Below are 18,399 nucleotides of genomic sequence, written 5' to 3'. Positions count from 1 at the left end.
TCGACGCGGCGCGGGTTCTTGCGCCGCCGGCGCGACGAGCTGAAGGAGATGCGGCCGCCGATGCCGTTGACACGTGCGGTGTCGCTGAAGACGCGCGTCACGCTGCTGTCGGCGACCGTCGTACTGGTCTCGGTCAGTCTGATGGCGGCGGCTGCCTACTTCGTCGTGTACCGCGCGATGTACAACGAGGTGGATTCACAACTGGAGAGTCGCGCCGACGGCATGACGGCGCTCGCGAAGACCGGGTTGCTCAACGAGCGGCCGGAATCGCTGGTCACCGGAACGGTGTTCTCCACCAACATCTCCCTGGCCTTGGTCCGGCCCGACGGGCGGAGCTACCTGATCGGCGAGGTGCCGTTCGAGGATGTCGAACGCAAGATCGCACGGTCGGATTACAGTCCGGGCAACAACATCCAGAGCCTGCGGACGATCCGCAATCAGCGGGTGCTGGCCCGCAAGCTCGACGACGGCAACACACTCGTGTTGGCGCAGAGTCTGTTACACACCGACCGCGTGCTCAAGCGCCTGGCCTGGGTGCTGCTGGTGGTCGGTGGGGGCGGGGTCGCGCTGGCCGCGCTGGCCGGGACCACGGTCGCCCGTGCCGGCCTCCGTCCCGTCGGCCGCCTCACCCGGGCCGCCGAAAGGGTCGCGCGCACACAGGATCTGACCCCGATGCCGGTATCGGGCAACGACGAGCTGGCCCGGTTGACCGAGAGCTTCAACACGATGCTGCGCGCACTCGCGGAGTCGCGCGACCGGCAGTCGCGGTTGGTCGCCGACGCCGGTCACGAGCTCCGCACCCCGTTGACGTCGTTGCGGACGAATCTCGAGTTGCTCATCGCGGCGAGCGAGCCCGGCGCGCCGCTGATGCCCGCGCAGGACATGGTCGAGTTGCGGTCCGACGTCATGGCGCAGATCGAGGAACTGTCCACGCTCGTCGGTGATCTGGTGGATCTCGCGCGTGAGGACGCCCCCGAGGTGGTCCACGAGGAGGTCGATCTGACGGAGGTGATCACCCGCACTCTGGAACGGATCCGACGACGGCGCAGCGACGTCGATTTCCACACAGATCTGACACCGTGGTTCGTCTTCGGCGAGGAGCACGGACTCAACCGGGCGGTGCTGAACGTGTTGGACAACGCGGCGAAATGGAGTCCGCGCGGTCGGCCGGTACAGGTGCGGTTGCGTCAGATCGACGCTGCGACGGCGGAGCTGACCGTCGCCGATGCCGGACCCGGCATACCCGAGGAGGACCGGGAGTTGGTGTTCGAGCGCTTCTATCGGTCCACCCAGTCGAGGTCGATGCCGGGATCGGGACTCGGTCTGGCGATCGTGCGACAGGCCGTCGCCCGGCACGGCGGCACGGTTCGCGCCGAACAGTCCGATCTCGGCGGGGCGCTCATCCGAATGACACTGCCCGGTAGTCCGACGCCCGAGGAACCTTCACCGCAGGTCGTTCGTCAGTAGTTGTGTGGGCGGACCACGACCGTTGGTCACCGACTGCCGTACCTGATCCCCTAGGGTTGAGGATCGGGATCGGGATCGGCGCGAGTCGGCCCGCAGGCAGTCGGGACAATCGCCGGGTGTGGCGGCTGTCGGAGAGCAAGGAAGACGACATGACGAGTGGCGGTTCGCAGGGCGATCCGTACGGCCCCGGCAACGGGCCCGGTCAGAATCCGTATGGCTCGCCAGGTCAGTACGGTGCACCCGGCTATGGGTCCAACCCCTATCCGCAGGCCGGCCAGGCGCCCGGGCAGGGACCTGATGCGAATACCTACGGCCACCACGCCGCGTCGACCCAGCGCTACGCCGATCCGTACGGGTCACCACCGTCGGCACCGTTCCCCACCCAGCCTCAGTACGCCGCCGGCCAGAGCGGACCCGGTGCGCCGACATCGGGGATCCCGGCCCACGGCCAGGGCGAACCGGCGCCGAAGAAGAAGTCCGGGGGTGGCGCGAAGGCCGCACTGGCCGTGGGTGCCGTGGTGCTCGCACTCGTCGCCGGTGTCGCGGGCGGTGTGATCGGTGCGAACGTGACCGACGATTCCTCGTCGGCGGCGCACACCGGACCCCTCGGTGGCGACCCCAACAGCGGGTCGGCCGGTCAGGTCGAGGCACCAGCGGGGTCGGTCCAGGAGGTCGCGGCCAGCGTGCTGCCGTCGGTGGTCTCGATCATCGTGCGGTCGGGCAACGCCGAGGGCGGTGGATCCGGGGTCGTCCTGTCCGCGGACGGCGTCATCATGACCAACAACCATGTCGTGTCCGAGGCCGGTGCCGCGCGCGCCAGCGAGGTGTTGGTCATCTTCTCTGACGGCTCGCGGTCACCTGCGCGGGTGCTGGGCGCGGACCCGATCTCCGACATCGCGGTCATCAAGGTGGATAAGTCCGGCCTCACCCCGATCAACATCGGTACCTCGAACAATCTCGCGGTGGGCCAGGACGTCATCGCGATCGGTGCGCCACTCGGTCTCGAGGGCACCGTGACGACCGGCATCATCAGCGCGCTCAACCGCCCGGTGTCGACCTCCCGGGAATCCGGGACGACATCGGTGATCGACGCCATCCAGACGGACGCGGCGATCAACCCCGGTAACTCCGGCGGCGCCCTGGTGAACGCCAAAGGGGCGTTGATCGGGATCAACACCGCGATCGCGACCCTGGGGGCCTCCGCGGAACAGCAGGGCGGCAGCATCGGTCTGGGTTTCGCGATCCCGATCGACCAGGCGATCCGGGTGGCCTACGAACTGCGTGACACCGGTAAGGCCACGCAGGCCGGGCTCGGTGTGTCGGTGCGGGCGAACACCGAGGTCGAGCAACCGGGCGCCTACATCTCCGATGTGACGGCGGGCGGCCCGGCGGACAAGGCGGGTATCCCGCAGGGTGCGGTGGTCACCAAGGTCGACGACCGCAACATCGCGAGCGGTGATGCCCTGGTGGCTGCCGTTCGCTCACACGCACCGGGCGACAACGTCACCATCACCTATGTCGTCAACGGCCAGACCCGAACCGCGCAGGTCACATTGGAGACCCTGCGCACCGGTTAGTTCCCGCACGATCTCCGTCATGGAGCAGAGAGGTTGAGAATGAGCGACTCCGGATCCACCGCCATCGACCCCGACGACGTGGTGGCCGCAGATGCGGCCGCACGTGAGTTCGTCGCACGTCACAGCGACGACGACGGACGTGTGTCCGCAACCGGCGACGAGATCGGCCGGGCCCTGGTCGTCGTCGTCGACGATCGTGCCGCCCACGGTGAGGATCAGAGCCTGCTCGGCCCACTCGTGGGGGAACTCCTCGGCGAGGCAGGTTTCCATGTCGACGCCACGGTCGCCGTGTCCGGGGACGAGGTGGAGATCCGCAATGCGCTGAACACCGCGGTGATCGGCGGTGTCGACCTCGTCGTGTCCGTGGGTGGTGTCGGCGTGGGGGCACGTGATGTCGCCCCGGAGGCGACCGAGGCGCTCCTGGATCGGCGACTGCGTGGCATCGAGGAGGCGGTCCGCAGCTCCGGCCTCGCCGCGGGCGCGACCGACGGTGGCCTGTCCCGTGGTCTGGCCGGGATCTCCGGCCAGACCCTCGTGGTGAACCTCGCGAACTCGCGCGCGGCGGTGCGTGACGGCATGGCGACCGTCGCGCCGTTGGCCAAGCATGTGATCGAGGCGATCAGCGAGTTCTGAGCCCGTGACGTCCCCCGCTGACGAGCCCGCGACCGGGTCGCACTGTGATCCCGACCACTCCTCGGAATCTGCGATGACCAGCGATTCCGGCGATGAAGCAGGTCCGGCGGCGGGCTGGCGGGTCAAGCGGAAAATCGATGACGTGTTCGGTGACGACCTCCCTGAGGTAACATCCGATGAGTGTGATCAAGGTCACACAGGTGCGTCTAAGGATTGGTACGAGGCCAATCGGCCGCCGCACTATGAGTAGCTCGGAGTGCTCTGACATGGCTGACGCAGCGTGTTTTCCTTCCGTTAACATTCGCACTTCTACGAATCGTGAATGTGATGTTTAGGATCATGAGAGTCGGCGGTAGGACACGGCCGATCGCATCTGTTGCCGGGCTCGATATCGCTCCGATAACGTTCGCAACGACGAAACTCGATACCCGGCGACGGGTACCGACGGGGAGTCCTGCGATCTGTCGCGAGTGACGACGCAGCAGTGACCAGGGGTGTGCGGAAGGCGACTTCCATGGAACCGAAGCCAACCGGGTTCGGTTGCGGGGCGGGGGTCCGCAGCCCACGAGGGTCGACTCCTGTGGGCACATGGTTGTGCGCACGGGGGATAACAACCGAATCCTGTGAGAGGGAACGAATGAGCAAGTTCAGCAAGCTCGGGCTGCGCCGCATTGTCGGTGCCGGCGCGCTCGCCGCCGTCGCGGCGGTCGGCATGGCCAGCATGGGGGCGGGAGGCGCAGCGGCAGCTCCGTTGCCCAACGGCTACAAGAACGCGGCGGGTGTCGATGGCGAGTCCATTCAGACCTGGCGTACCGGTGAGTCGGCGCTGCCGGCTCCGTCGGTGGCCAACAACGGTGCGGGTCGCGCCGCGGTTGTCTCGGGTACCTACCGGGCCAAGGCCAGTGCGGGTGTGAACGGCAACATCGCGGTCAAGGTGCTCATCGGTTGCCAGGTGGACATCACCGGCCTCGAGGGCGGCCTGTCGGGCAGCATCACCGAGGCCCTGAGCCCGTCGCTGTCGGGTTCGCTGACCATTCCGCTCAACCCGGGCCAGGTCGTCGTTGCCGACGTGACCGACAAGGACATCAGCGAGGGCGGTGTCGCGGCGATCCAGCTCGATCAGTTCGGGATCAACGTGGAGAGCTGCGGCGGCTACGCCTCGGCGCGCACCATCGTCAAGACCGTCGGCGCCAAGGGTTACAACACCGATGACGGCACCGTCAACGGTGAAGGCACCTACATCCAGTCGACCCTGTACGGCAAGCCCTTCAGCCTCAACTGAGCGGCGAGCAGACAATTCAGCACAACTCTGATTTATCTGCCCCGAGCAGATTGATATTCCACGAAGGGGAATCATGAAGAAGATCAACACTCGCGTGGCCGCAGGCTTCGGCCTCGCCGGTGCCGCGGTGATGGGCCTGACCAGCCTGGGTGCCGGTGGCGCCGTGGCCGGTCCGCTGCCCGGCGGGTACGTGACCAAGACGCTGGTCGACGGCACCCCGGTCACCGTCCGCCTGTTCGACGAGTACGTGAACGTGCAGAAGGCCGTCACCAATGTCGCGACCAGCCGTGAGGTCTGGATGTCGGGCAAGGTCAAGGTCACCGTCGGCGGCAAGGCCGAAGGCGGATCCATCGCCGGTGGCTACCTGGTCGGTTGCCAGGTCAACTTCGGTGCAGGCGCCGACGGCGGCGCGGGCGTCACCGTGGCCCCGAGCGACAGCGGCGGCGCTACTGCCACCCCGTCGGGCAATGCCGGTGCGGGCTTCACCCTCGGCCCCGGCCAGGCGTCGTATGTGCCGATCATCGACACCACCTCCGGTGACAGCACGGCCTACAAGGACTACACCGTCAACGACTACTCCTTCAAGGGGTCGAACGGTGGCGTGGCCTACAGCCAGGAGAAGTTCGGTCTCGACGGTTGCGCCGGCTACGCCTCGGCCAAGGCCAAGATCAAGGTGACCGTCAGCACCGATTCGGTGAAGGGCGTCATCACGCTGTACGGCAAGCCGTTCAGCCTGGGCTGATCGAGCCCGTTCGTCCTCGGGCGGACACCCAGCACGACCGCAACAGGGCGGGATCGGATATCCGATCCCGCCCTGTTGTTGTCCGTGGTTCGAGCGGTGTCAGCTCCCGAAGAACGGGAACGGGAAGTGCCGGGGTCGCGGACGCCGCGCCTGCGGGCGCTGCGGACGCGGGGCGGGGCCCTGACGATGGTTGTTGTGGCCCTGCGGGCCGGGCTTCTGCGGCATTCGGCTGCATCCTCCGTGTTGTCGGTTCACTACACGTCGGCGGCGAATCCCCGCCGACGTCACCGACGGTAGGGAGGCAACCTGGCGGTTACCTGCCAGGACGCCTGGCAACCACCTGGGAGTCCACACCTTCCCGCGCCTGTGGCCTGAAATCTTCTCCGTGCGAACGACTTCACCGCGCAATCCGGACGCATGCGACGAAACGGGCCGCGCCTCTTGACAAGGCGCGGCCCGAATGACGCTGAGGGTCAGCGGGAATGACGTCCCGGACCGTCCGGCGGGTATTCGCCGGGATACTGCCCGGGCGGCGGGAACTGCTGTCCCGGCGGCGGATAGTTCGCAGGCGGGTAGGCGCCGGGCGGGGGATAGGAGCCCGGGGCGGGCTGCGGAGTCGGGTACGGCGGGTTTCCGGGCGGCGGGCCCGAGGGCGCGGGCTGCGTCGGTTGGGCCTGGGGTGCCGGACCGGAGTCGGCGGGCGGCGGAGCGCCGAAGCGCTGCGTGACACCGGCATCGGCGCCGACCCGCGGCGTACCACCCGGATCGGTCAGGTGATTCGGAAGTTCTTCCTCGGCAGCCTCTTTGGCCTTTGAGGTGCCCTCGGGGTCGAGGAGATCGCGGATCTCGGTGAGCAGCGACACCTCGCTCACCTCCGACTTCTTCCCATAACCACCGAGCTCGGCCAGCTTGTTGTACGGCATGATGATCAGGAAGTAGACCACCGCGGCGACGATCAGGAAGTTGATCACGGCCGTGATGAGGGCGCCGATGCCGACGAAGGTCGACGGATTGTCGGTGATCTGGAAACCGAGTCCCTCGGCCGCATCGGTGCCGATCGGGATCGCATTGATCAGTGGTTGGATGATCTGGTCGGTGAAGGCCGTGACGATCGCGGTGAACGCCGCACCGATGATGACCGCCGTGGCCAGCTCTACGACATTGCCCTTGAGTATGAATTCTTTGAATCCCTTGAGCACGGTGTGCGGTCCTCTCCTCTTCGGTTTTACCGCTCTTGTCCAGGTATTCACGTGGGCTCAGTTCATCACCCGTGAGTGCGGCCAGGTCGCGACCGGACTCGTAAACCCTATCCAGGATCGTAAACGACCGTTGTGCTCTTTCGCTGAAACCGCGCCCATCGTCGGCCCGCCGAACTGCCGGTCGTCGTGCACTGAGCACTCGGTCTGACGCCCCGAGTGCTCAGTGCACGACGACCGCGAGCGACGCGTCGAGACCCGCGGCGGCGACTCGATGCGCCGCGGACTCCGCCATCGCGAGCAGCACCGGCCGAGCGCCCGAACGCCCGGACGCGAGTACCCCGTTGTCGGGCGACACCGACGACAACGCCACAACCGCACCGCGGGCCAGCACCGACGTCGACCCAGGCTGCTCGTCGCCGGCGGTCAGTACGTCGACCACGTCGCCTTCCCGCAGCAGCGACGTCACCGTCTCGTCGGACAACCGAACGGGGACGAGCCGCGCGTCCGGGCGCCCGGTCAGCTGTGCGGGCAGACGGGCGGACAGGAGGCGCGTGTCGGTGATGACCTCACCGGCGCGAACACGGCCCGCCACGGTCCGTCCCACGCCGTCGGCAGTCAGCCGGAGTGCACCGGCGGGGATCAGACCACCCGGGATCTCGCGAATCGCCAGATCGGTGGCCACCACCGCGCGACCGGGCATCAGATCATGGGCGGCGACGACGATGGCCCGCGACTGTTCGCTGCGGTGGCCGGCGACGGTGACCGCGACCGCCACGAACACCAACATCACCGACGCGGTACGCCGGACCAGCACCGATCTCGCCCATCCGGGCCGCAACACGTGCCGGACACGGTCGACTGTGCGAGGAGCGAGGCGGTCGCGCGGGAACGGCTGCATGGTCGGGACCGTATCCGCGTGCCGCGCGTCCGATTCCGCGGATCGCTGATCTGGGGACAACCGCCGAACGCGTACTCGCTTTGTGCACAGATCGGGTCGGTGTGCGCCGCTCGATTGGATCCCGCCGACGTCATCGGGAAGAATGGGGGACGGTGTGCCGGGAAGTCTGGTCGGCCTCTGCCCCTCGGGTGGAGATGTTCACGCGAGGGATCGCGTGCCCACCCCTCATGACCAGGAGCCTCGATGTCGACCTCTGCCGACCAACCGTCCACCCGCCAACGATTCCGCCGATGGGTGTCGCTCGACGTCACCAGCGGCGCCCTGCTGATGGTCGCTGCGGTGGCAGCGGTCGTGTGGGCGAACTCGCCCTGGCGCGACGCCTATGATTCGTTGATCTCCACCGAGTTCGGCCCGGAGTCGCTGCACCTGCATCTGTCGCTGGCCGAATGGGCTGCGGACGGTCTGCTCGCCATCTTCTTCTTCATCGTCGGTGTCGAGCTGAAGCAGGAGTTCGTCGCCGGGAGCCTGCGCGACCTGAAACTGGCCGGTGTGCCGATCGTCGCGGCCATCGGCGGGATGGTCGTTCCCGCACTGTTTTACGCGGCGGTCGTCGCCATCGGCGACCCGGAAGCGCTGCGCGGCTGGGCGATTCCGACGGCCACCGACATCGCCTTCGCGTTGGCGGTGCTGGCGATCTTCGGACGCGGTCTGCCGCTTGCCCTCCGGACCTTTCTGCTGACGCTCGCCGTCGTCGACGACCTGCTCGGCATCACCGTCATCGCCACGTTCTACACGGAGACGATCGATTTCGTCATGTTCGGTGCCGCGCTCGCGGTGATCGCCGTCTTCGGATTCCTGGTGCGTCGCCGGCGCCCGCGGTGGCGGGGCCTGATCCCGATCGTGCTCATCCCGGTCGCCGTGGTGGCCTGGGCGCTGATGCACGCGTCGGGCGTGCATGCCACCGTCGCCGGTGTGCTGCTGGGCTTCACCGTTCCCGCACTGGCCGTGTTCGGCGAGAAGAGCTCACGCACACACCAATTCGATGTGGCGGTCCGTCCGACATCGTCGGCGGTGGCATTGCCCGTCTTCGCATTTCTCTCGGCCGGGGTCACGATCGTCGGAGAATCCGGCATCGTGCAACCCGTGTCGATCGGGATCTTCGTGGGCCTCGTGGTGGGCAAGGTCGTCGGTGTCATGGGGGCGACGGCGATCATGACCAGGCTGACGCCACTGCGTCTGCCGGATTCGATCGGCGTCCGCGACCTGCTACCGATCGGGATGCTGACGGGCGTCGGATTCACGGTCGCCCTGCTGATCGCCGAGCTCTCCTTCGAACACGGCTCCGACGATCACGCGTCCGCCGCCAAGGCGGCGATCCTGGTGGCCAGCCTGGTGGCCGCACTGGGTGCCGCGGCGTTGCTGCGCTTGGATGCGCGTCGTCAGCGGGAGCCGGACATGAACCGCGACGGCATCGATGATCGCGACATCGCAGTCATCGAGTAGCAGTCATCGAGTAGCGGCGCGAACTCTCACGTGCGGGCCGCCGCCTCACGCTTCACCTCGAGCGGATCGTAGTTCTCCCAGAACGTGGCGCCGGTGATGTCGAGGGCGTGGGGGTCGAAGGTGGGATCGACGCCGGCCTTCTTCTGACGTTCGAAGTCGCGGAGCGCCTTGAACGCCGGCTGCTGCAGGATGATGATCCCCACGATGTTGAGCCAGGCCATCAGTCCGACGCCGATGTCGCCGAGCGTCCATGCCTCGGTGGCCGTCGAGACGGCACCCATCACCACCGACACGAGGATCAGCGCCTGCAGGATAAGCGTCAGGTTCGATCCGAGGGTGCTGCGCAACGGACGGATGTAGAGCGTGGATGCCTTGCCGAGCAGGAACCGCAGGTTGGTCTCGGCCATGTAGTAGTAGGCGATGATGGTGGTCAGGCAGAAGAACGCCAGGGAGATCGCCACGAACGTCGAGCCCGCCCCGCTCCACAAGGTGTCGAAACCGGTCTGGACAAAGGTGGGACCGACCGCGACGTCGGCGGGCAGGTTGCCGCCCTCGGCGAGCACCGAGCCGTCCTCGGATTCTCCTTCGAAGACGCGGTAGGCGCCCGTCGAGAGGATGAGGAATCCCGTGGCCGTACAGACGAACAAGGTGTCCACATAGACCGCGAACGCCTGCACCAGACCCTGCTTGGCGGGATGGGAGACCTCCGCCGCGGCCGCTGCGTGCGGTCCGGTGCCCTGTCCGGCCTCGTTGGAGTAGATGCCGCGCTTGACGCCCCACATGATCGCGGAGCCGACGATGGCCCCGAACGCGGAGTCGAGACCGAACGCGCTGGCGAAGATCGTCCCGATGATCCCCGGCACCTCTGATGCATTCATCAACACGATGATCAGGGCGAGCACGATGTACACGACTGCCATGAACGGCACCACGATCGAGGCGAAGGCCGCGATGCGCTTGACCCCGCCGATGATGACGAAGGCGAGAACGATCACCGTGGCGACCGCGACGACCCAGGTGGACACGCCCCACGCCTCGTTCATCGCGATGGCCATCGAGTTCGACTGCACGCTCGGCAGCAGCAATCCGCAGGCGAGGACGGTCACCGCGGCGAAGACCAGGCCGTAGACCTTGAAGGCCTTCGATGCCTTGGTGTGTGCCAGCGCCCGGCTCAGGTAATACGCAGGCCCACCCCGGTACTCGCCGGTGAGGGGGTCGCGCGTCTTGTAGATCTGTCCGAGCGTGCACTCGACGAACGACGTCGAGGCGCCCAGGAACGCGACCGCCCACATCCAGAACAACGCTCCGGGCCCGCCGAAAGCGATCGCGGTGGCCACTCCGGCGATGTTGCCGGTGCCGACGCGACCGGCGAGCGACATGGTCAGGGCCTGGAAGGACGAGACCCCCGAGGGCGACTTCTCGCCCTGGAACATCAGGCGGATCATCTCCGGGATCTGACGGACCTGCACGAAGCGAGTACGGATCGAGAAATAGACGCCGGCGGCCAGACACAGATAGACGAGAGCGTTGCTCCAGACATAGCTGTTGACGGTGCTCAGGAAGTCGGACATGCGGGCTCCAGGGGGGCTCGTGGTATGTACGGAGATTGCCTGCGCTTTACCTTTGCATGACCCTCACGAGTTCGCAGGGCGGCCGCCAGATGTACAGAATCCCAGCCCGGCTGGCACTCGGAATGACGGAGTGCCAGGATCGGTTACACTCAGCAGCGATTCACTACTCTTCCCGGAGGTTATCGGTGCCCACCTACTCGTACGCGTGCACGGAGTGTGACAACAAGTTCGACATCGTGCAGTCGTTCTCCGAGGACTCACTCACGGAGTGCCCGCAGTGCACCGGTCGTCTGCGCAAGCTGTTCAACACGGTGGGCATCGTGTTCAAGGGCAGTGGCTTCTACCGCACCGACTCCCGGTCCGGCTCGACATCGAGCGAGGCCGCATCCTCCGGGTCGTCCGAGAACTCGTCGAGCAGCTCGTCGTCGGACTCCTCGTCCAGCAGCACTCCGGCCAAGACCGAGAGCAAGCCCGCCGCACCCGCGGCCACTCCGGCCTGAGCCAGACGCCATCCCGGCGGTGATCGGCCCCTGTCGTCGTGGGAACGCTCAACCGAGCCTGCGGAAACCGCCGTCGGGCGTGAACGCCCACCCCACCCGGACATCGTGCGCAGCGGCGGGTAGTGAATCCACCACCTCGTCGTCGTAGACCACGGCCACCACATCTGCGCTGAGACCGGTCAGCGTGCGGTCGTAGTATCCAGCCCCTCGACCCAGCCGGGTACCCGATTTGTCGACCGCGTAGGCCGGCACGAAGACCACCGACGCTGCGCGCACCGCGTCGGGTCCGAGGTGATCGCCGATCGGTTCCAACAGCCCCCACCGCCCCCGGGCCAATGAGTCGGCGCCGTCGTAACGCACCCAGTCCAGGGCGGTCGGTTCGCCGCCCGGCACCACCGGGACGAGGACAGTGACACCCCGATCGGTCAGCGCGTCGAGCATGGCCGGCGACCCGGGCTCGGAGCCGAACGGGACGTAGGCGGCCACCGTCACGTCGTATTCGAGGCGAAACGGTGCCGAGTACACCCACTCGGCCAGATCGGCGGCTGCGCGCTGACGCACCGCGATCGGACGTGAGATCCTGCGCTCCTCGAACTCGGCCCGAAGCCGTCTCTTCATGGTCCGCACCCGACCGCCTTTTCATCGTCACGCCAGCTCTGTGAGCCATCGCACCACGAATTCTGCGATGTTCTCGACAGGATCCTCGCAGCAATCGCCACTAGGGTGTTCCCATGACCCCCAGTGACGTGAGCCAGACTACCGACGCGTTCACCGAGTACGAGGCCGTGCCCAACACACCGCCGATCCCGCTCACCGCCGTCGTCCCCGCCGCAGGTCTCGGAACCCGCTTCCTCCCGGCCACCAAGACCGTGCCGAAGGAACTCCTGCCCGTCGTCGACACCCCCGGCATCGAGCTCGTCGCCGAGGAGGCGAAAGCCGCCGGGGCGGAACGACTCCTCATCATCACCTCGCCCGGCAAGGACGGAGTCGTCGCCCACTTCGTCGAGGATCTGGTCCTGGAGAACACCCTCGCCAAGCGTGGGAAGGCGGCGATGCTGGCCAAGGTCCGCAAAGCGCCGTCCCTGCTCGAGGTGGCGTCCGTGGTCCAGGAGAAGCCGCTCGGACTGGGCCACGCGGTCGGTTGCGTCGAGCAGTACCTCGGCGACGACGAGGACGCCATCGCCGTCCTGCTTCCCGACGACCTGGTACTGCCCGGTGGTGTCCTCGAGGTGATGGCACGCACCCGTCAGCGCCGCGGAGGGTCGGTGCTGTGCGCCATCGAGGTCCCGCAGGACCGGATCAGCGCCTACGGCGTCTTCGACGTCGAGGAACTGCCCGATGCGAACAATCCCAACGTGATGCGACTGAAGGGCATGGTCGAGAAGCCCGAACCGGAGGACGCCCCGTCGAACTTCGCCGCAGCCGGTCGATACATCCTGGACCGCAAGATCTTCGACGCACTCCGGCGGATCAAGCCCGGCGCCGGCGGCGAACTGCAGCTGACCGACGCGATCGCGCTGCTCATCGAGGAGGGGGAGCCCGTCCACGTCGTCGTGCACCGCGGCACGCGCCACGACCTGGGCAATCCCGGCGGATATCTCAAGGCCGCGGTCGACTTCGCCCTGGACCGCGACGACTACGGCCCCGATCTCCGGGAATGGCTCGAGAAGCGACTCGCGGAAGGCTGACGCCCGCCGTCAGCGCGCCTTGACCATCCGGCGACGACCTCCGGCTAACGTCTAGCGGAAGTGTGTCAGCCGAGATGGGGCGAGAGGTGAGATGCGTTCGGTCGAAGATCATCTGACCCGGGTGACCGCTGCCGCGGTCGCACCGCGGCCGGTCCGCGTCGCGATCTCCGAGGCACAGGGCCTGATGTGCGCCGAGGAGGTCGTCACCGAGCGGCCGATGCCCGGATTCGACCAGGCCGCCATCGACGGGTACGCGATCCGCGCCGTCGACGTCGACCTGGCCGGCGTCATCGCGCCCGATGACGTCGAGGACTTCGATTCCGTTGGTGCCGATCTCGTCGACCTCACCCCCGGTGAGGCGATGATCGTGCAGCTGCCCGTCGTCGGCGAGGTGGGCCCCGGTGCGCGGACACCCACCCGTCTGCAGCCCCGCCAGGCGGTCCGGGTGGAGACCGGTGCGCCCATGCCGACCCTCGCCGATGCGGTCGTCCCGCTGCGATGGACCGACGGCGGTGAGCAGAAGGTCAAGGTCGGCCACGCCGTCGACAGCGGAGCCTACGTGCGGCGGGTCGGCGACGACGTTCAACCCGGCGATGTGGCGGTCCGGGCCGGCTCCATCATCGGACCGGCACAGGTGGGACTGCTGGCCGCGGTCGGCCAGCCGCGTGTGATGGTGCACCCGCGGCCGCGTCTGTCGGTCATCTCGGTCGGCACGGAACTCGTCGACATCGACCGGTCGCCCGGCCCCGGTCAGATCTACGACGTCAACAGTTATGCGCTTGCCGCTGCGGCACGCGATGCGGGCGCCGACGTCAATCGGGTGGGCATCGCCGAACGGGAAACCTCTCGGATGCGGGAAGTCGTTGAGGCGCAACTCATCCGGTCGGAGATCGTGGTGATCTGCGGCGCCATCGGCGGTACCGCGTCGCGGGCGGTGGCCGATGCGCTCAGTGACCTCGGTGAACTCGAGATCGTCCGGGTCGCCATGCACCCCGGGTCGGTGCAGGGGTTCGGGCGCCTCGGCCGCGACGAGGTCCCGACGTTCCTGCTGCCGGCCAACCCGGTCAGCGCACTGGTGACCTTCGAGGTCATGGTGCGGCCACTCATCCGGATCGCACTGGGAAAGCGTCAGCCGATGCGCCGGGTCATCAAGGCCCGCACCATCGGTCCGATCGCCTCGGTGCAGGGCCGCAAGGGCTATCTGCGTGGGCAGTTGATGCGCGACGAACGATCCGGCGAGTACCTGGTGCAGGTCATCGGGGCGTCACCGACCGGCAGCTCGCATCTGCTCGCCGAACTCGCGGAGGCGAACTGTCTGATCATCGTCGAGCCCGACGTCGAGGAACTGGGCACCGGTGACGAGGTCGAGGTGGCCTTCCTCGCCCAGCGAGGATGATGCAGCGACGGTGGCTCCGACACTAGACTCTGAATGATGTTGAGGTGGTTGACCGGGGCGCAGATCAATCCCGGCTGGCCCGCGACGCTGGGTCCGTTGCGTACCCAGGGCGGCGCGGTGGCGTTGCGGCCGGTGAAGCTGCGCGATGCGAAGTCCTGGAGCGACCTGCGCATCCGGAATCAGAACACCCTGCTGCCGTGGGAGCCGACCGGTATCGGGTCGTGGGCCGAGCGGCACCATCCCAGTGCATGGCCGCCCCTGTATTCGGTGCTGCGGTCGGAGGCCAAGCGGGGGACCGTGCTGCCGTTCGTCATCGAGTTGGACGGCCAATACATCGGTCAGCTCACCGTCGGCAACATCCAGCGCGGTGCGGTGCGCAGCGCGTGGATCGGCTACTGGGTCGACGCGCAGCACGTCGGCCAGGGAATTGCCACCGCCGCAGTCGCTTTGGGTGTCGATCACTGTTTTGGGCCGGTGGGTCTGCATCGTCTCGACGCCACCGTGCAACCGGCGAACGTCGCCTCGCAGGCGGTCCTGACGAAGATCGGTTTCCGTCGGGAGGGCCTCCTCGAGCGATACATGGACGTCAACAAGCGCTGGCGCGATCACATCTTGTTCGCGCTGACCGCCGAGGAGGTCGTCGGGAGCGCGGCCGAGACACTCGTCCGCGCGGGCCGAGCCTCGTTCCACTGACGGGGCCACCGAACGACCCAATGGTGTCGGGCCGGTCACGTACCCTCTGCCGCATGTCACCACTGGAGATCGTCGTACGCGGGGTCGCCCGCCGAAAGTATCGGCCGGAGCGGGCCATCCTGGACCTGACCGTGCACCTGGAAGGGCGGGCACGAGAGAGCGTGTACCGCGACGCCACCACGATGCACGGAGCCGTGGTCGAATCGCTGAAGGAACTCCTCGCCCGCGACGTCGTCGACGAATGGTCCAGCGACACGCTACGGGTGTACAGCTACCGGCCGTATGACAGCAACGGCAACCGGCGCGACCCGGTCTACTCCACCCGCATCAAGGTCGACGCCGAGTTCACCGACTTCGAGGAGCTGTCGAAGTTCATCGACCGCTGGGCGGCGGTCGACGGCGTCGACGTCGGTCATGTCGAGTGGGGCATCCCCCAGGACAACCGTCGCACGTACGAACGTGAGCTGCGGCGAGAGGCGGTCGATGACGCCGTGGCGAAGGCGCAGGCCTACGCCGACGCCGTCGGCAGGGGAGCGGTGACGGCCACTCAGCTGGCCGACCCGAACATGCTGTCGACATCGCGGTCCGCGCGCGCAATGTCGGATCCGTTGGGCATTCCCGGAGACGGAAGCGGATCGGCCCCGGCCCTCGAGCTGCGATCCGAGGACATCGAGATCGCCGTCGCGGTTGACGCGAGGTTCGTCGCGGACTGATCCGCGCAAGCTCCCGGTCATCCCTGAGAGCGCTCTGTGAATTCGTCGAATGTCGCCGACGCCCGGCGCGTCTGCGCTGGCCGCGACGTGGACGCCCCTAGATTGTGAAGTGGCGTCGTGTAACCAGAGTGAAAAGAAGGGAGAGTCGCATGCCGAACTCAGTCTTGTGGGTCTGCCTTGTTGCCGTATGGCTTTTCGTGCTGGTTCCGATGGTCATCAAGGGGCGACCGCAGATGCGGAAGACCACTGATGCCGCCAAGGAGACCCGGCTGCTGCACCGTGGGGGCACGCGCACCCGGACGGCGCGCCGTCGCTCCTCGGGGGCGCACCCGCATGACCCGTCGTGGACGTCCGACCGCGCCAAGCGCTCCACCACACGTGCGGGCACCGCGGTCCTCGACGACGACGAGAAGACCGCGAACGCAACGGATTCCGACGATGACGAGTCGCCGGCCCCGACGACCCGTCGCGCCACGACAGCAGAGGTGACGGCTCCGGTCGTCAACGAGGCCGCGGACGATGCGGAGACCGACGACGAGCACGACGCCGACGTCGAGGCGGCCGATCGCGAGGTCGTCGCCGACGACGACACCGCCGAGTCCCTGGAGGACGAGGTCACCGTCGACGGCGAGTTCATCGATCCGGAGCGCGACGACGTCGCGCACGACGACGACGTCGAGGATGCCGAGATCGCATCCGCGGAAGAATTGGAATCCGACGACCTCGAGACCGACGAGTCCGAGGACGTCGCAGATGAGTACGCGGACGACGACTACGACGCCGAAGACGATTACGACGACGACTACGACGACGCCGAAGACGACTATGACGTCGACGATGAGTACGACGACTATGACGACGAGTACGAGGACTCGACCGACGAGATCCTCGACGACACCGAGGACGTGGTGCCGGCGAAACCCGCGCCCGTCCGACGTCGCCGCACGTCCTACTCGCCTGACGCACAGCGCACGGAGATGCGCTACCGCGAACGGCAGCGAGTGCTGATCGGGCTGATGATCCTGCTGATCGGCGCAGCGGCGACCGGGATCTTCCTGGGCATGGTCGGCTGGATCGCGACCGGGGTCGTCGGCGTCATCGTGCTCACCTACCTCGCGTACCTGCGACGTACCGCGGCCACCGAAGCCCGGATTCGCGCCCAGCGTGCGGCGCGGGCCCGGCGTTCGGAGCGTGACCAGGCCGAGCGTCGACGTCGCCAGGAGTCGGTGCCGGAGTTCGCGTCCGCTCCGCCGCCGCCTCGTCTGCGACGTCCCGGCGGCGCGACCGTGCTGGAGATCGACGACGAGGATCCCGTGTTCGACCACCTACCGCCGTTCCAGCGTCGTCGCGTGATGCGCGAGGACGACGGCCTGCGGCGCGTCGCCGGCTGACCGTCAGATCGGCTGACCGTCAGATCACTGTGCGGTGACCGCGGCCGGGTGATCGGCGATCCACGCGCGCCCCAGTGCGGCTGCCCGTGACAGCGCGAACCGTTCGCCGACGTAGAGGACCGGTGCCCCGACGATCGGGATGTAGGCGAGCATGCGCAGCGGCAGAATCGGCTGCGGACGGCGTTCGAACTCATCCGACAGACTGCGCAGGGTCATCGCCGTCTCCCACACCGCTCCGATGAGGCTGCGGCGCTGATCGGTATCGCCCGACTGGTTCGTGGGGTCGGCACCCCCGGTGCCGGCTCCCACGGTGCGGTCACACAGCACCGATGCCAGCATCTCGACCTGGTGCGCACGGTCGGTCACGCCGTACTCGCGTGCGATGGCGACCAGCACCATCGCCTGATTCGCGAAACCGAGCACCGAGGTCAGTGGCAGTCGTCGACTCCATGCGCCGAACACGCCCGGATAGGCGACGGCGATCGTGTTGACGGTTCCGATGCGGGTGATCCACCAGTCGGCGCGACTCCTCGTCGAACGTTCCGTCCAGCCTCTGGTACCCGGCCAATCGGTGAGGTCGAGGCCCTCGGCGAGCAGGTGGAGCAGTTGCTGGATCTTCGAGCCGGTGTGCGGGTCGTCGTGAAAGGTGTGCGCTTTGAGACCGAGTGGGTCGCGCTCCGCGAGCGTGTCTAGCACCGGGTCGATGCCGGCGACCGCGCGGCCGAGCACCGCGACGACCTGCGCATCTGTCATGTCTGCCATGCGCCGAGACTATCCGGGCAGCCGCCGGGTCAAACGCCTCCGGCCGTCCGCAGTTCGGCACGGTGGTGGTTTGGGAGATCGGCGCGGTGGGCTGCTAAAGTGGCCAACGGCCGATCAGTTGATGATCGCCCGGGGCTATGGCGCAGTTGGTAGCGCGACTCGTTCGCATCGAGTAGGTCTGGGGTTCGATTCCCCATAGCTCCACAGATCAGACAGGCGAGCTACATGCCAACCTGGGAGGCTCGGGAGCTGTCGCCGGGTTCTTCCCCCGGGTATCGCTTCGTCCTCCGCATGCAGGCGGGGGACGAGACAAGACCCGGGGGAAGAACCGCCAGGCCATCCTTCGCCGACTCCACCCGCATCCGACGAATAGTCGGATATTCT

Annotated in this window: 18 protein-coding genes and 1 tRNA gene; 13 read left to right on the top strand and 6 right to left on the bottom strand. The window is 67.4% G+C overall.

What is annotated here, in order from left to right:
• The first annotated feature begins 48 nt into the window (after positions 1-48).
• From D7316_RS08905 to D7316_RS08885, 5 genes are all read left to right on the top strand, one after another.
• The gene (locus tag D7316_RS08905) at positions 49-1,467 is read left to right on the top strand and encodes a HAMP domain-containing sensor histidine kinase (RefSeq protein ID WP_124711214.1); all 1,419 of its coding nucleotides are present in this window, start codon (positions 49-51) and stop codon (positions 1,465-1,467) included.
• 149 nt (positions 1,468-1,616) lie between these two features.
• Positions 1,617-3,044, top strand: coding sequence for a trypsin-like peptidase domain-containing protein (locus D7316_RS08900; protein ID WP_124707966.1), 1,428 nt, complete (start codon positions 1,617-1,619; stop codon positions 3,042-3,044).
• Positions 3,045-3,083: 39 nt separating this feature from the next.
• Positions 3,084-3,677: a MogA/MoaB family molybdenum cofactor biosynthesis protein gene (locus tag D7316_RS08895; protein ID WP_124707965.1), complete on the top strand. Its 594-nt coding sequence runs from the start codon at positions 3,084-3,086 to the stop codon at positions 3,675-3,677.
• A 637-nt stretch (positions 3,678-4,314) separates the two neighbouring features.
• On the top strand, positions 4,315-4,959 hold the full coding sequence (locus D7316_RS08890; RefSeq protein ID WP_124707964.1) for an MspA family porin: 645 nt from the start codon (positions 4,315-4,317) through the stop codon (positions 4,957-4,959).
• A gap of 73 nt (positions 4,960-5,032) precedes the next feature.
• Positions 5,033-5,701: an MspA family porin gene (locus D7316_RS08885; RefSeq protein ID WP_124707963.1), complete on the top strand. Its 669-nt coding sequence runs from the start codon at positions 5,033-5,035 to the stop codon at positions 5,699-5,701.
• Positions 5,702-5,800: 99 nt separating this feature from the next.
• Here the strand turns inward: D7316_RS08885 and D7316_RS27630 are convergent, their stop codons facing one another.
• From D7316_RS27630 to D7316_RS08875, 3 genes are all read right to left on the bottom strand, one after another.
• Positions 5,801-5,926, bottom strand: a complete 126-nt coding sequence (locus tag D7316_RS27630; protein ID WP_269462494.1) for a hypothetical protein — start codon at positions 5,924-5,926, stop codon at positions 5,801-5,803.
• A gap of 248 nt (positions 5,927-6,174) precedes the next feature.
• Positions 6,175-6,900: a large conductance mechanosensitive channel protein MscL gene (gene mscL, locus D7316_RS08880; RefSeq protein ID WP_124707962.1), complete on the bottom strand. Its 726-nt coding sequence runs from the start codon at positions 6,898-6,900 to the stop codon at positions 6,175-6,177.
• A 220-nt stretch (positions 6,901-7,120) separates the two neighbouring features.
• Entirely contained in the window at positions 7,121-7,798 is a 678-nt protein-coding gene (locus D7316_RS08875; protein ID WP_124707961.1) for an SAF domain-containing protein, read from the bottom strand.
• Positions 7,799-8,041: 243 nt separating this feature from the next.
• Here D7316_RS08875 and nhaA point away from each other — a divergent pair, with 243 nt between their 5' ends.
• Entirely contained in the window at positions 8,042-9,301 is a 1,260-nt protein-coding gene (nhaA, locus tag D7316_RS08870) for a Na+/H+ antiporter NhaA (RefSeq protein WP_124707960.1), read from the top strand.
• A gap of 26 nt (positions 9,302-9,327) precedes the next feature.
• Here nhaA and D7316_RS08865 read toward each other — a convergent pair whose 3' ends face one another.
• Positions 9,328-10,872 (bottom strand): alanine/glycine:cation symporter family protein, encoded by a 1,545-nt coding sequence (locus tag D7316_RS08865; RefSeq protein WP_124707959.1) that lies wholly within the window; start codon positions 10,870-10,872, stop codon positions 9,328-9,330.
• A gap of 185 nt (positions 10,873-11,057) precedes the next feature.
• Between D7316_RS08865 and D7316_RS08860 the strand changes: the two genes are divergently transcribed.
• Complete coding sequence (locus D7316_RS08860) at positions 11,058-11,372, top strand: FmdB family zinc ribbon protein (protein WP_197718205.1); 315 nt, start codon at positions 11,058-11,060, stop codon at positions 11,370-11,372.
• 48 nt (positions 11,373-11,420) lie between these two features.
• On the opposite strand, the gene D7316_RS08855 is transcribed toward D7316_RS08860, so the two are convergent.
• Positions 11,421-11,990, bottom strand: coding sequence for a 5-formyltetrahydrofolate cyclo-ligase (locus tag D7316_RS08855; RefSeq protein WP_197718204.1), 570 nt, complete (start codon positions 11,988-11,990; stop codon positions 11,421-11,423).
• A gap of 113 nt (positions 11,991-12,103) precedes the next feature.
• Here D7316_RS08855 and D7316_RS08850 point away from each other — a divergent pair, with 113 nt between their 5' ends.
• From D7316_RS08850 to sepX, 5 genes are all read left to right on the top strand, one after another.
• Positions 12,104-13,060 (top strand): UTP--glucose-1-phosphate uridylyltransferase, encoded by a 957-nt coding sequence (locus D7316_RS08850; RefSeq protein ID WP_124707957.1) that lies wholly within the window; start codon positions 12,104-12,106, stop codon positions 13,058-13,060.
• 91 nt (positions 13,061-13,151) lie between these two features.
• Positions 13,152-14,456, top strand: a complete 1,305-nt coding sequence (gene glp, locus D7316_RS08845) for a molybdotransferase-like divisome protein Glp (RefSeq protein ID WP_124707956.1) — start codon at positions 13,152-13,154, stop codon at positions 14,454-14,456.
• A 36-nt stretch (positions 14,457-14,492) separates the two neighbouring features.
• Positions 14,493-15,149, top strand: a complete 657-nt coding sequence (locus D7316_RS08840) for a GNAT family N-acetyltransferase (protein ID WP_124707955.1) — start codon at positions 14,493-14,495, stop codon at positions 15,147-15,149.
• Between the two features lie 53 nt (positions 15,150-15,202).
• Positions 15,203-15,862: an SIMPL domain-containing protein gene (locus D7316_RS08835; protein WP_124707954.1), complete on the top strand. Its 660-nt coding sequence runs from the start codon at positions 15,203-15,205 to the stop codon at positions 15,860-15,862.
• Positions 15,863-16,011: 149 nt separating this feature from the next.
• Positions 16,012-17,253: a divisome protein SepX/GlpR gene (gene sepX / locus D7316_RS08830; RefSeq protein ID WP_124707953.1), complete on the top strand. Its 1,242-nt coding sequence runs from the start codon at positions 16,012-16,014 to the stop codon at positions 17,251-17,253.
• A gap of 24 nt (positions 17,254-17,277) precedes the next feature.
• Here sepX and D7316_RS08825 read toward each other — a convergent pair whose 3' ends face one another.
• Positions 17,278-18,015 (bottom strand): hypothetical protein, encoded by a 738-nt coding sequence (locus tag D7316_RS08825; protein WP_124707952.1) that lies wholly within the window; start codon positions 18,013-18,015, stop codon positions 17,278-17,280.
• A gap of 131 nt (positions 18,016-18,146) precedes the next feature.
• On the opposite strand from D7316_RS08825, the gene D7316_RS08820 reads away from it, so the two are divergent.
• Positions 18,147-18,219: transfer RNA gene (locus D7316_RS08820), tRNA-Ala, on the top strand.
• The last annotated feature ends 180 nt before the right edge of the window (positions 18,220-18,399 follow it).

It is taken from the genome of Gordonia insulae (assembly GCF_003855095.1).
Classification (GTDB): Bacteria; Actinomycetota; Actinomycetes; order Mycobacteriales; family Mycobacteriaceae; genus Gordonia; species Gordonia insulae.
Note: the sequence above shows the minus strand (reverse complement) of the source record. Positions and strands in the feature narration are given on the sequence as shown.